This window comes from Lacinutrix undariae (assembly GCF_052934785.1).
The window spans coordinates 2,423,094-2,436,963 of sequence record NZ_CM128809.1; the positions used below are offsets into that span (position 1 = coordinate 2,423,094).

At 31.9% G+C, this 13,870-nt stretch carries 12 protein-coding genes; 2 read left to right on the plus strand and 10 right to left on the minus strand.

The window, feature by feature from the left end:
* Position 1: 1 nt before the first annotated feature.
* The 5 genes from lolA1 to pheT all read right to left on the minus strand — a co-directional run bounded on the left by lolA1 (position 2) and on the right by pheT (position 6,681).
* Entirely contained in the window at positions 2-643 is a 642-nt protein-coding gene (lolA1, locus tag ACU4C5_RS10875) for an outer membrane lipoprotein periplasmic chaperone LolA1 (RefSeq protein ID WP_446844238.1), read from the minus strand.
* A gap of 2 nt (positions 644-645) precedes the next feature.
* Entirely contained in the window at positions 646-3,183 is a 2,538-nt protein-coding gene (locus ACU4C5_RS10880; protein WP_446844239.1) for a DNA translocase FtsK, read from the minus strand.
* 62 nt (positions 3,184-3,245) lie between these two features.
* Positions 3,246-3,614: a diacylglycerol kinase gene (locus tag ACU4C5_RS10885; RefSeq protein ID WP_446844240.1), complete on the minus strand. Its 369-nt coding sequence runs from the start codon at positions 3,612-3,614 to the stop codon at positions 3,246-3,248.
* 11 nt (positions 3,615-3,625) lie between these two features.
* Entirely contained in the window at positions 3,626-4,123 is a 498-nt protein-coding gene (gene tpx, locus ACU4C5_RS10890; RefSeq protein WP_446844241.1) for a thiol peroxidase, read from the minus strand.
* A gap of 131 nt (positions 4,124-4,254) precedes the next feature.
* Positions 4,255-6,681, minus strand: a complete 2,427-nt coding sequence (gene pheT / locus ACU4C5_RS10895) for a phenylalanine--tRNA ligase subunit beta (RefSeq protein ID WP_446844242.1) — start codon at positions 6,679-6,681, stop codon at positions 4,255-4,257.
* A gap of 204 nt (positions 6,682-6,885) precedes the next feature.
* Here pheT and ACU4C5_RS10900 point away from each other — a divergent pair, with 204 nt between their 5' ends.
* The gene (locus ACU4C5_RS10900) at positions 6,886-8,115 is read left to right on the plus strand and encodes a peroxiredoxin family protein (protein ID WP_446844243.1); all 1,230 of its coding nucleotides are present in this window, start codon (positions 6,886-6,888) and stop codon (positions 8,113-8,115) included.
* Here ACU4C5_RS10900 and ACU4C5_RS10905 read toward each other — a convergent pair.
* The 4 genes from ACU4C5_RS10905 to recG all read right to left on the minus strand — a co-directional run bounded on the left by ACU4C5_RS10905 (position 8,102) and on the right by recG (position 11,890).
* On the minus strand, positions 8,102-8,716 hold the full coding sequence (locus ACU4C5_RS10905) for a MarC family protein (RefSeq protein WP_446844244.1): 615 nt from the start codon (positions 8,714-8,716) through the stop codon (positions 8,102-8,104). The genes ACU4C5_RS10900 and ACU4C5_RS10905 overlap by 14 nt on opposite strands.
* A gap of 59 nt (positions 8,717-8,775) precedes the next feature.
* Positions 8,776-9,243, minus strand: a complete 468-nt coding sequence (locus ACU4C5_RS10910) for a hypothetical protein (RefSeq protein WP_446844245.1) — start codon at positions 9,241-9,243, stop codon at positions 8,776-8,778.
* 106 nt (positions 9,244-9,349) lie between these two features.
* A complete protein-coding gene (locus ACU4C5_RS10915) occupies positions 9,350-9,721 on the minus strand; it encodes a hypothetical protein (RefSeq protein WP_446844246.1) in 372 nt (123 codons plus the stop codon).
* 66 nt (positions 9,722-9,787) lie between these two features.
* Complete coding sequence (gene recG, locus ACU4C5_RS10920; protein WP_446844247.1) at positions 9,788-11,890, minus strand: ATP-dependent DNA helicase RecG; 2,103 nt, start codon at positions 11,888-11,890, stop codon at positions 9,788-9,790.
* A 95-nt stretch (positions 11,891-11,985) separates the two neighbouring features.
* Here recG and ACU4C5_RS10925 point away from each other — a divergent pair, with 95 nt between their 5' ends.
* Positions 11,986-12,897 (plus strand): patatin-like phospholipase family protein, encoded by a 912-nt coding sequence (locus ACU4C5_RS10925; protein ID WP_446844248.1) that lies wholly within the window; start codon positions 11,986-11,988, stop codon positions 12,895-12,897.
* On the opposite strand, the gene ACU4C5_RS10930 is transcribed toward ACU4C5_RS10925, so the two are convergent.
* Positions 12,894-13,421, minus strand: coding sequence for a DUF7935 family protein (locus ACU4C5_RS10930; RefSeq protein ID WP_446844249.1), 528 nt, complete (start codon positions 13,419-13,421; stop codon positions 12,894-12,896). The genes ACU4C5_RS10925 and ACU4C5_RS10930 overlap by 4 nt on opposite strands.
* Between the last annotated feature and the right edge of the window lie 449 nt (positions 13,422-13,870).

Sequence of the window (13,870 nt, forward strand, 5' to 3'; positions counted from 1 at the left end):
ACTAATCTAATTTATTGATATAATAGCCTTTATATTTACTCTTGTCAAAAGTAAATAAGGTTTTTGAAATGGGCTCGTTTGTTTTAAAAGAATTAACAGTTAAAGTTGTTTTTGTCCCATTTTTTCCAACTTCAATTAAGTTGTATATGTGTTTTGTTTGTGCATCAATACCTAATAATACTTGTTTAATTTCTGAATGTGTATCAATAGGTGTTAATTTTATAATCTGTATTTTTCGTCCTTTTACATTCTGAACAATATCCATAGCGTATGTGTATCCATCTTCGTAAAAAGATAACATTTTACTTGGTGTTATTGAACCTTCATCCTCTGAGTTTTCTGAAGAGATAGTTACCTCTTCATCATCAGGGCTAATAGTATATAAAGTACTTCCGGTAAAAATTCGGGTAGCTCCAAGAATATTTAATTTGTACTTATCGCCTTGCATTACTACGTCTCCGCGAGTTTCTTGACTAATATTTTCGCTAATATTTTGTAACGAATATTTAAAATCGATAGAAATGTTATTGTAAGTTTTAATTTTGGCACTCACTTCATTCAATAATGCTGCTGCTTTATCAGAATTTTGAGCGAAACCATTAAAACTCATTAAAAGTACTACTGCAATAATTATTTTTTTCATTTTTATTTTTTTTCGTTTTCTAATAATTGTTCTAAAGCGATAAAGTCTGGTACTAAAACTTGTCTTGCTTTGCTACCTTCAAAACCTCCAACAATACCTGCAGCTTCTAGCTGGTCAATAAGTCTTCCGGCTCTGTTGTAACCTAGTTTAAGTTTTCGTTGTAATAAAGAAGCTGATCCTTGTTGTGAGGTAACAATAATTTCGGCGGCTTCTCTAAATAATTTATCTCTATCTGTAATATCTACATCAATACTTGTGCCACTTTCTTCTCCTACATATTCTGGCAGTAGATAAGCATCTGGATAGGCTTTTTGTGATCCAATAAATTCAGTGATTTTTTCCACCTCTGGAGTGTCTACAAAAGCACATTGTACTCTTATAATATCATTACCTTGTGTGTAAAGCATATCTCCACGACCAATAAGTTGATCAGCTCCACCACCATCTAAAATAGTGCGTGAGTCAATTTTGCTAGTTACCCTAAATGCAATACGAGCAGGGAAATTGGCTTTAATAATACCTGTAATTACGTTTACAGACGGACGTTGTGTGGCGATAATTAAGTGAATACCAATAGCACGGGCTAATTGAGCTAAACGCGCAATAGGGGTTTCAACTTCTTTCCCAGCAGTCATAATCAAATCGGCAAACTCATCTACTACCAAAACAATATATGGTAAAAATTGATGTCCGTCGTTGGGGTTTAATTTTCTAGCTTTAAATTTCGTGTTATATTCAATAATATTACGACACATAGCATTCTTAAGCATTTCGTAACGGTTATCCATCTCAATACAAAGTGAATTTAACGTATTAATTACTTTAGTATTATCTGTGATAATTGCTTCTTCACTATCTGGTAATTTTGCTAGATAATGGCGTTCAATTTTATTAAATAAAGTTAATTCTACTTTTTTAGGATCTACAAGTACAAATTTTACTTCCGCAGGATGTTTCTTGTATAATAATGAGGTTAATACGGCATTTAGTCCAACTGATTTACCTTGTCCTGTAGCACCTGCCATAAGCATGTGTGGCATTTTAGCTAAATCAACAACCATAGTTTCGTTGCTAATGGTTTTTCCAAAGGCTATTGGAAGTTCCATTTTTGTAGATTGAAATTTTTGTGATGCAATCACCGAACGCATAGATACAATAGTAGAGTTGGTGTTTGGTACTTCAATACCAATAGTTCCTTTCCCAGGAATTGGTGCAATAATACGAATTCCTAATGCTGAAAGTGATAGCGCAATATCATCTTCTAGATTTTTAATTTTTGAAATTCTAACCCCTGCTTCTGGTACAATTTCATATAAGGTAACCGTTGGTCCTATGGTTGCTTTAATACTTGCAATACCTATTTTGTAGTTGTTTAAAGTTGCTACAATTCGGTTTTTATTTTCTTCAAGTTCTTCTTTATTTATTGAAATGCCTTCAGTGTCGTATTTCTTTAAAAGATCAATAGGCGGAAATTCAAATTTGCTCAATTCTAGAGTGGGGTCGAAGGCTCCAAAATCATCAACTAATTTTTTTGAAACTGTATCAGCTTCAGAAAGTTCTTCTTTAGGCGCTTCAATTTCAATTTCCATATCCTCTTCGTCACCTTCAGCAATTTCTATATCTAAATCTGAATCTATAGTTGCTTTTTTAGGAGTTTCAATGGGTGGTTTTGTCTCTAACTCAATTTCTGCTACCGGTTCTTCAGCTTCTTTTACTGCTTCAATAGGTGGTGTTTTTACTGTTGTTGCGGTATCAGGTTTTGAGTGGTTTGCAATGGTTGGTGCTGTATTTTTATCTACATTAAGCGATAAATCTGAAGCTGATGTTTTGTTGTCTTCTTCTTCAGTAGTTGTTATAGGTGCGGCTACAGGTGATGGTTTAGCGTTTGTTGTTGTTGAGGCTAAATCTGAAATTTCTTCATTACTGGCTAACTCATCTGAAATATCTTTTTTAGCATGTTTAAATAAGTTTACAAAAGTTTCTCCTGTAACTTTAAACCTAATAGCTAAATAGATAATTAATCCAAAAACAAGAAGTAATGCTGTTCCTGTTTTTCCAATATAATCTTGAAAAAAGGTGTTAATTTCAAAACCGATAGTTCCTCCTAAGACATCATATTTGTGTGAGAAAAAGCCGAATAATACTGAAAACCAGATTACAATTAATGTGCTCCAAATCCAATGACGTCTTAGCTTTTCTTTATTGATATCTAAAGTAACATATATACCTGAAATAAATAGTAATGCCGAAAAAATAAATGAAGCAATACCAAAGCCTTTAATAATAAATAAGTTACTTATCCAAGCACCTAATTTATTAAGTAGATTTTTAGATTCTACATCACGAGATGCAAGCTCTCCTAAAGTGCTTTGATCAGCCTTTCCTGTAAATAAAAAGGATGTAAATGCAATAAATAGAAGGATACCGATAATCATTAGTAAGCTTCCAAAAATTAATTTTTGTTGACTAGTTAATGTAAGATCAGGTGTCTTAAATTTAGGGGTTGTTTTACTTTTAGTTTTGGTTGTTTTCTTCGCCATCAACGGATTGTTAGATTAAAACAAAAATACAAATTACTAACGTTTATCCTAACGGTTTTGTATTAAAAGAATTTTGGAATATAAATCACCAAAGCACCTGTTATTGCTGCAATCGCAGAGATAAAAACAGCACCAGCAGCAATATCTTTTATGCGACCAATAGTAATGTGATGTTCCGGATGAATAAAATCTGCAATATATTCAATAGCAGTATTTAAACCCTCCATACTCATTACAAGACCTATAAAACCAATTTGAAATAACCACTCAGTAGTTGAGATATTAAAATAAAATCCAGCTACTGTAACCAAAATGGCTACAGCAAACTGAACTTTTATACTGGCTTCTGTTTTTAGTAGAAAAACAGCACCTTTGTAGGCAAACCCTACACTTTTTAATCTGTTTATAAAGAATGAATCTTTTTTTGACATATAATAATTGCTTATAAAACGCTTAAAGCTGCTTCATAGTTAGGTTCGTTTGCAGTTTCTGCAACTTGTTCTGTATGTATAATTTTTCCTTCTGGATTAATAACAACAATACAACGAGAGTGCAAGGCTTCTAATGGGCCGTCAGTAAAGTCTAAACCGTATGATTTACCAAAACTTCCGTCTTTAAAATCAGATAAACTTACAACGTTATCTAAACCTTCTGCACCACAAAAACGCGCTTGTGCAAATGGTAAATCGCGAGAGATACAAAGCACTTTAGTGTTCTCTAAATTGCTTGCTTCTTTGTTAAATGTACGTACAGATTGTGCGCAAGTTCCTGTGTCTACACTAGGGAAGATGTTTAAAACCACATTTTCGCCTTTAAAGTCGCTTAAAGATTTTGTAGCTAAGTCTGTTGTTGTTAATTTAAAATCTGGAGCTTGAGATCCTACTGTTGGTAGTTGTCCTGATGTATGAAATGGGTTTCCTTTTAGGGTTACTGTTGCCATAATTATTAGTTTTAATTTGAATGTTAAATTTACTAATTATTTAAGGCTTTTGTATTAAAAAAAGTATAATGTTTAATAGGTGAATAGTAAAAAAAATCCCCTTCTAAATTTAGAAGAGGATTTTGTAATAGTTATCTTAATTCTGCGCCTAATTGTTTTTCAAAATTAAATTGCAGTTTTTTCATAATTTTATCTACCTGTTTATCGGTAAGTGTTTTGTGTTCGTCTTGTATCATAAAGCTTACAGCATAACTCTTTTTGCCTTCGGGTAGGTTTTTACCTTCATAAACATCAAATAAATCAACAGCTTTAAGGAGTTGTTTTTCTGTTTGTTTTGCAATAGTATCAATTTGCTCAAAAGTTACTGTATGATCTAAAAGTAAAGCGAAATCTCTTCTTACTTCAGGGTATTTAGCTATAGCTTTAAATTTAATAGTATTATGTTTTGCCATTTCAATAACGTTATCCCAATTAAAATCGGCAAATAAAACGTCTTGAGAAATTCCAAAGTGTTTAAGTATAGATTTTTTTACAATTCCAAATTCTACTAATTTAGTTTTTCCTAATGCAAGTACTAAACCTTCACTGAAAAGATCATTTTTAATAGGAGAACTTTTAAAACGTGTAATTCCTAAGCGTTCTAAAATTGTAGTAATTGTTCCTTTTAAGTAGAAAAAATCACTTTTTTGAACGGCAGTATTCCAACGTTCAGAAGATTTGTTTCCTGTTACAAAAAGGCCTAAATGTTTGTGTTCTTCTCTTGCTTCGCTGTAATTATGGTATGTTTTTCCAAATTCAAATAACTTTAAATCACTACGTTTTCTATTGATGTTATGACTTACAGCTTCTAATCCTGAAAATAACATGCTTTGGCGCATCACACATAAATCGTTACTTAAAGGGTTAAGCATTTCAATATTATGTTCGGCTTTTAATTGATCACTTAAAGTGATGTAATTAGGTGTAGTAAGTGAGTTTGATAAAATTTCAAAAAAGCCTTGTGCTGCTAATTGATTTCCTACAATATTTTGCAGTTTGTAATCTTCAAATTTTGAAGAGTTTGAAATAGAAGCATTTAATTTTTCGTTAGTTTTAATGTTGTTATAACCATATACACGTAAAATTTCTTCAATAATATCGGCTTCACGTTGTACGTCATTACGAAAAGCAGGTACGGTTAGTCCTAATCCGGTTTCCGTAACGTTATTCACTTTTATATCCAATGAAGTTAGTATACTTTTTATGGTTTCTTTAGAGATTTCTTCACCAATTAATTTCTTTGCGTTATCAAAACTTAAACGGACTTGGAAATCTTCAATTTTTTTAGGGTAAAAATCTAATAAATCACTAGTAATTTCACCACCTGCAATTTCTTGTATTAATAAAGCAGCGCGTTTTAAAGCGTATCCAGTAATGTTTGGATCAATTCCTCTTTCAAATCTAAAAGAAGCATCAGTATTTAAAGCGTGACGTTTTGCTGTTTTTCTTACACTTACGGGATTAAAATACGCACTTTCTAAAAAGATGCTTGTAGTATGTTCTGAAACTCCAGAATGTGCACCACCAAAAACCCCTGCAATACACATTGGTTTTTCGGCATCACAAATCATTAAATCATCTTCGTGTAATTCGCGTTCTACATCATCAAGTGTTGTAAATTTAGTACCTTTTGGTAAGGTTTTTACAATCACTTTATGGCCTGCAATTTTATTGGTGTCAAAAGCATGTAAAGGTTGCCCTAATTCGTGTAATACGTAATTTGTAGCATCTACAATGTTGTTTTTTGGCGTTAAGCCTATAGCTTTTAGTCTGTTTTGTAACCATTTTGGAGACTCGCTTACTTTTATTCCTGAAATTGTAAGTCCGCAGTAACGTGGTGCTAAATCGTAATTTTCAACATCAATATCAATTTTAAGTGTGCGATTATCTACGTGAAATGAACTTACAGAAGGTGTAATTAATTCTGAGTTGATGTCCTTTTGTTGTAAACCTGCTTTAAGATCTCTTGCAGTACCATAATGGCTCATGGCATCAGCTCTGTTTGGTGTTAATCCAATTTCAAAAACCTCGTCATTTTCAATTTCAAAAATTTCAGCTACAAGAGTTCCTGGTATTAAATCGGCATCTAAAACCATAATCCCGTCGTGAGATTTCCCAAGTCCAAGTTCATCTTCAGCACAAATCATCCCGTGACTTGCTTCGCCTCTAATTTTTCCTTTTTTTATGGTCCAAGCTTCACCTTCTTCGGTATATAAAGTAGTTCCTATAGTTGCAACAGGAACTTTTTGTCCGGCAGCAACATTGGGTGCTCCACAAACAATTTGTAAAGGTTCGTCTGTACCAATATTTACGGTAGTTACTTTTAGTTTATCAGCATTTGAGTGTTGTTCGCATGTTAATACTTCACCAACAACAATACCTTGCAAACCACCTTTTACAGATTGATAGGTGTCAATACCTTCAATTTCTAAACCTAAATCGGTTAATAGATCTCCAGTGTCTTCAGCAGACCAATCGGTTTTTATGAATTGTTTTAGCCAGTTATAAGAAATTTTCATAGTCGTAATTTATCAGTTGGCAAAGATAATAATACTCTTACTCTCAAGGCGTAAATTTGAATAAAAATATAGCTGGTTTTTGCTTTTTTTAATCAGAATTTCTGTTTCAAGTGGTTTTAATCGCTTTAAATATTGAAAATTGAAGGATATTGTAAGTGTTTTACGTTTTTACGAACTACTTTTAGAGTATAAAAAGTGTCTGTTATGAAGAAAATATTGATTTTACCTTTGTTGTTAATCGCATTTGGATGTGCTGTTGAACCACAAAAAGTTTTAAAAACTGGACTTTGGAAGGCTGAGTTAAGTGTGACTCCAACCGAAATTTTACCATTTAATTTTGAAGTCATTTCAGCAAATACATTGAAAATTTTTAATGCTGAAGAAGTTATTCTTGTTGAGAATATAAGTTATAATAAAGATACTGTTTTAATAAAAATGCCTGTTTTTGAAGGTTATATTAAAGCAGTTATGAATCCAAATAAGTTAGAAGGGACTTTTGTGAATGAAAGTTTAAAGCGTTCTCAAAATTTTACAGCAATTTTTGGAGATTCAAATCGATTTAATATCGAAAATAAGCGTGTAAATACCGATGTTTCGGGAAATTGGGAAGTTAATTTTAGTCCAGAATCTGCCGAAGATACTTATATATCAAAAGGTGTTTTTAAACAAGTGGGAGAGAAGGTAACTGGAACATTTAGAACTACAACTGGGGATTATAGATATCTAGAAGGTGTTATGGATGGTGATATCATGAAACTCTCAACTTTTGATGGTGCTCATGCTTTTTTGTTCACTGCAAAAGTAACCGATAGTACATTGAGTGGTACCTTTTATTCTGGAGCACATTTTAAGGAACCTTTTGTGGGGAAACGAAATGAAACTTTTGAACTTCCTGATGCAGATCAATTAACCTACTTAAAAGAAGGTTATGATACTTTAGAATTTACGTTTCCTGATGTTAACGGAAAAATGGTATCGTTATCTGATGCCGCTTTTAAAAATAAAGTAGTTATTGTACAAATTATGGGAACTTGGTGTCCTAATTGCTTAGATGAAAGTCGGTTTTATGCAGAATTTTTAAAACAACATACCAATAACGATATTGCTTTTATTGGATTGGCTTTTGAGTATGCGAAAACTGAACCGAAAGCTATTGAAAATATTAAAAGATTACAGAAAGATGCAGGTATTGAATATCCTATATTATTAGCGCAGTATCAATCATCAGATAAAGAAAAAGCACAGGAGAAATTACCTATGCTTAATCATGTATTATCTTATCCAACGTCAATTTATATAGATAGAAATGGTAAAGTGAGAAAAATTCATACCGGATTTAATGGTCCTGCAACTGGTGATAAATACACTGAGTTTACATCTGAATTTGAGTCTTTTACACGTGAATTATTACAAGAGTCACTTATTTTAGAATAACAAAAAAGTCTCTCAGTCCACTAAGAATACTTTGTATGGCGTATGATGCTAATATAAGTCCCATAATTTTACTAATTACGGTAATTCCATACTCTCCAATACGTTTCTGAACTTTATTAGCCGCTAAAAGAAGTGTACAAGTTATTCCTATAACAACGAGTACTAAAATAATGGTAAGTGCTTGTTGTTGTATAGAGTAAATATGGTTATCTGTCATTAAAACAACCGCCATAATAGCTCCTGGTGATGCTATTGATGGAATTGCAACAGGGAAAATAGTCACATGTTTATAATCTTTTATAGACCCTTTTTCGGTTTCTGGTTTTCCATCTCCAAAAATCATCGTCAATGCAAATAAGAATAAAATAACACCTCCAGAAATTTGAAAAGCATCAAGTGATACTTGCATTCCTTCTAGAATTAATTGACCAATCAACATGAAAAATAATAAGATTAAAAATGCAACAACCGAAGCTCTTATGGCTATTTTGGTTTTATGTTTTTTATCAAATTGTTTTGTGGCTTCAAGGTAAACAGGAACTGTTCCGATAGGATCAATAACTGCAAATAAGAAAAATATAGTAGATAAAACTTCTTTCATAAATTGATTTAAAAATTAAGGCTTAATATACTGTATTAAGCCTTAAAAACAAGTTTATTTTATAAAATATTCTGTATGATTTTAGACCATTTATTTACAAAATCTAATTCCCCATTTAATTGGTAACTTTCATTATGATTATATAGTTCAATGGTACTATCGTTTTCTTTTGGACTGTTTGATGTAAATGTTAAGCCTACACGTTCAATGGCATGCGAACCTCTATTTGTGTTTTTTAGATTTAAAATAGTACAGTTTTTAATCGTATTTAAATCAATGTTTTGTGCTACATTTTCATGCTCTTTTTCTCTGTAAAAAAAAAGACGTTTACTATTTTGATCAATACCAATTGCAAAATCTCCAGACACTTCATGAGTTGTAATGTTACTATTTTGTTGTTGCGCTAGTTCTTTTAAAGCATTAAGTATTTTGTTGTTGCTTTTTTTCTTTTGCATTTGCATGTAAGCAAGCGGTAATATAATTAATAATGTAAGTGTGATTGTTGTAATAGTAACTCCTGTATTCATTTTTGTATGTTTTTAAGTATAATATATAGTGTGTTTAGCTATGTGTTGTTACATGGCTAGTAGTTGAAAATGTCATTGTAAATGACGCTAAATACTTAAAAAAGGGTTACCAGAAGGTGTGAAAAGGGTAAATCATATCTGTAGTTAGGAAACTTAAAAAGGTGTTTCTTAAATGTTGTAGATATTTAGTGTGTTGTAATTGAGTAACATGCTCACTATAATTTAAAAATAGGTGAGCATCTCCAAAATCGATAGGATGTACTTGAGGTGTTACTGTTTGGGTGTAAGTAACAATACGTTCAAAATCTGTGTTATTGTTAAGATAGTTGACAGAAGAAATAGAAGATTTTTCTGTCTTTTTTTGAATAGACTCAAGTTGTGTATTAAAATTTGAAAATGACGGTGCCTTAGCATGTCCTGTTATAGAACAGAATGCTAGGGAGATTATTAGTAAAAATAATTTTACACTGGTTTTCATGATGACAAATTTAATAGTGTTTTCCTTAAGTTTTCCTAAAAAAATGTTATAAAATGTAATTAGTTATTAACTAATATAATTCCATATGTTCTTGTACTTGCTGAGTTGCCTATAAGTTTCTAAAATAGCTTTGTTTTGTGGATTAATAAGTCTTGGGTCATCACTCAATATGTTTTTAGCATAAAATCTGGCGCTGCTTAAAATGTCTTTATCTTTAATGATATCGGCTATTTTAAGGTTTAAAACACCACTTTGTTGCGTTCCCATAAGATCTCCAGGACCACGTAAACGTAAATCAACTTCAGCAATTTCAAAACCATCACTAGTTCGGGTCATGGTTTCTAGTCTAGTTTTACTATCATTACTCAATTTGTGTCCTGTCATAAGAATACAATAACTTTGCTCTGCACCACGACCAACACGACCACGAAGTTGGTGTAATTGTGATAACCCAAAACGTTCGGCACTTTCAATAATCATTACAGAAGCGTTGGGTACATTTACCCCAACTTCAATAACAGTTGTTGCCACCATAATTTGAGTTTCACCTTTTATGAACCGTTGCATCTCAAATTCTTTTGCGGCAGGTTTCATTTTTCCATGAACAATTGAGACTTGGTATTTTGGCATCGGAAAATCTCTAGTGATACTTACATAGCCATCTTCAAGATCTTTATAATCCATGGTTTCGTTTTCCTGAATTAATGGATATACCACGTAAATTTGTCGGCCTTTTTCTATTTCATCTCTAATGAATTTAAAAACATTTAGTCGATTATTATCATAACGATGTACTGTTTTTATTTCTTGTCTTCCGGGAGGTAATTCATCAATAACTGAAATATCTAAATCACCATAAACCGACATGGCTAAAGTACGAGGAATAGGTGTTGCTGTCATCACTAAAATATGTGGAGGCATGGTATTTTTTTTCCATAATTTACTACGTTGTGCTACTCCAAATCTATGTTGCTCATCTATGATAGCGAGCCCTAAGTTCTTGAATTTCACCTTGTCTTCTAGTAGTGCGTGTGTACCAATTAATATTTGTAATTCACCACTTTCTAGAGCTGCATGTATCTTTCTTCGTTCTGAAGTTTTGCTTGAACCTGTAAGTAATTGTATGCTGATATTGAGTTTATTACATTCTTCTTTTAAGCTGTTGTAGTGTTGGACTGACAAAATTTCAGTAGGCGCCATCATACAAGCTTGAAAATCATTATCGAGTGCCATTAGCATAGACATGAATGCGACGATAGTTTTACCTGAACCTACATCACCTTGAAGCAGACGATTCATTTGCGCGTTGCTTCCTAAGTCAATTCTAATTTCTTTAAGAACTCGCTTTTGAGCATTGGTTAAATTGAAGGGTAAATGTGTACTGTAAAAGGAGTTAAAATACGTGCCAACTTTATTAAAAGGAAAGCCTTTTATTTTTGATTTATTGATTAAGTTTTTCAGAATTAATTGCAACTGTGTGTAAAATAATTCTTCAAATTTTAATCTGAATTGTGCCTTACTTAATAGCTCTTGACTTTTAGGGAAATGCACATTAAAAAGCGCTTCACTTTTTGGTATTAATTTTAATTCTGAAAGTAGGTTTTCAGAAAGTGTTTCAGAAAATCGTCCGTTAGTTTCTAAAAACAACTGTTGCATTATTTTAGAAATCACACGATTTGAAATTCCTTTATTTGATAGTTTTTCGGTAGATGGATAGACCGGTTGCATTGCCGAACGTAAATTTTTTTCATGTTCAGAAAAGAGTTCTAATTCTGGGTGAGGCATGCTAAATTTTCCGTTATAGGAATTTGTTTTACCAAAAATCACATAAGTTGTATGTAGTTTTATACTGTCTCTAATCCATTTTTGACCTCTAAACCAAATCAATTCCATGGCTCCGGTATCGTCAACAAAAGTTGCAACAAGTCGTTTTCCTCGTTTTTGTTTCACTTCTTTAAACGCTGTGAGCTTTCCTACAACTTGTACATCTGCTGAACTATTAGGGAGTTCACTAATTTTGTAATATTGTGTACGATCCAAATAGCGGTTTGGAAATAAGTTAATTAGGTCTTGATAGGTGTGAATACCAAGTTCCTTACGTAGTAAATCTGCTCGATTTGGACCTACGCCTTTGAGATAATCAATAGGGGTTTGAAGTTTGGTATTCATAGGAGACGAATATAATTCTTATACTTGAAAGATAAAACCTTAAATTTTATGTATTTTGGTAAATCTAAAAATAATAGTTTAAAACAATAAAATACATGCGTGCATTAGTTATATCTGGTGGTGGAAGTAAAGGCGCTTTTGCCGGTGGAGTTGCTCAATATCTTATGGAGCAAGAAAAAAAAGAATACGATATGTTTTTAGGAACTTCTACAGGAAGTTTATTAGTACCGCATTTGGCAACTAATAACTTAGGAAAATTGTACGATGTTTTTACTAATGTAAGACAGCGTGATATTTTTAGTGTAAATCCTTTTGTGCTACGTAAAAAAGGAGATAGAGAATATGTGTCTATCGACTTTGTAAATTCAATTTGGCAGTTTATAAGACGCAAGCGTACTTTTGGTGAAAGTAAAGCACTTAAAAGACATATAAAGAAGCATTTTACCGAATTGGAATTCAATTTAATAAAAGAAACTAAAGAAGATGTTGTAGTTACGGTTTCTAATTTATCCAAAAACAGAGTAGAGTATAAGTCGGTTAACGAATGTACTTACGAAGAGTTTTGTAACTGGATCTGGATTTCTTGTAACTATATTCCGTTTATGTCGCTCGCAAAAGTTAATGGTTATGAATATGCAGATGGAGGATTAGGTTGTGTTGTGCCAATTCGTGAAGCTATAAAAAGAGGCGCTACTGAAATTGATGCCATTATTTTAGAGTCTGAACAAATGGATCGCACTAAAGTTTTAGGTAAAAATCCGTTTTCGTTAATGATAAATCTATTTGGTCACTTATTAGATCAAGTAGAACGTAGCGATGTTATTATAGGTAAATTGGCAGCCAAAAGTAAAGGTGTAAAGTTGAATTTATATTATACACCTACTAAGCTTACCGAAAATTCATTGATTTTTAATAAGAAATTAATGACCCAATGGTGGGAGGATGGTTTTAATTATGCCGAAAAAAAACATGGTATTCGTATGACCATGAATGAGCTTAAAGATTAGTTGCTAAAAAGTTGATTAACTTCTTCTTTAATATAAGATAAAGCTGCATCACTAGGTGGTAAGCTTTCAATTCCTTCAGTTAAGATTGTTTCTCTTAGTTTATCTGCCGAATTTACTTCGGTAGATAATCCTGCAGTTCTTATAGATTTTATAGTGGCATTTTTAGCAGCCATAATATAGTTCCAGCATTCTTCACCAACATAAATTTGTTGCGTTAAATTGTGTTCAAATTCTTGTTCTATAGTTGCAATAAGTAAAGTTTCGTAATCTTTCTTATTAGAAGATGTTGGTTGAATTCTAACTAAAAGCTTTGTAATCTTTATACGTTCTAAAAACAACACCATACGTTCATATGCTTGAAGACGTACCGGTGTGGTGCTACTTTGTAAATCTTTATGTAACAGGAAACGTCTTCGGCCTTCTTCATTTTTAGTATGTTCTCTAAAAAAATAGAATGCAATTAATCCTGTAATTAAAGCAGGAACCGCGTATAGTATAACTTCTAATATTTTTTCAACGTTCATAAAATATGATTTAGATTACAAACTTAAACCCTTTCCAACTATTGTACAAATAAAACAGTTAATTGAATGAATGTGGCCTTTAATTAAATGAAAGTTGTCTGAAGTGTAATGGGTATCTGTAATTTTTATATTACATCATATATTTATCATAACTATTAATCAGACTAACTTAAAATCGTCAGCAATTTGGGTTACTTAATTGTATGACGCTGACGATTTTTTTTACCCTAAATCTTAAAACAATGAAACAATTCCCCTTAGTTTCTGTGATATGACTATGATTTGTAGTTTTATCAGTAAGATATCGTTTTAAAATACCATAAAACGACATAGCATTTCTTAATACATTCAAAATATAAATTTCAATAACATGGTGTAAATATCTGTTTTGAATATTGTAGTATTTCTTTCTTTAGAAAAAAAAATAATAATAACCCCTAAAATCAATA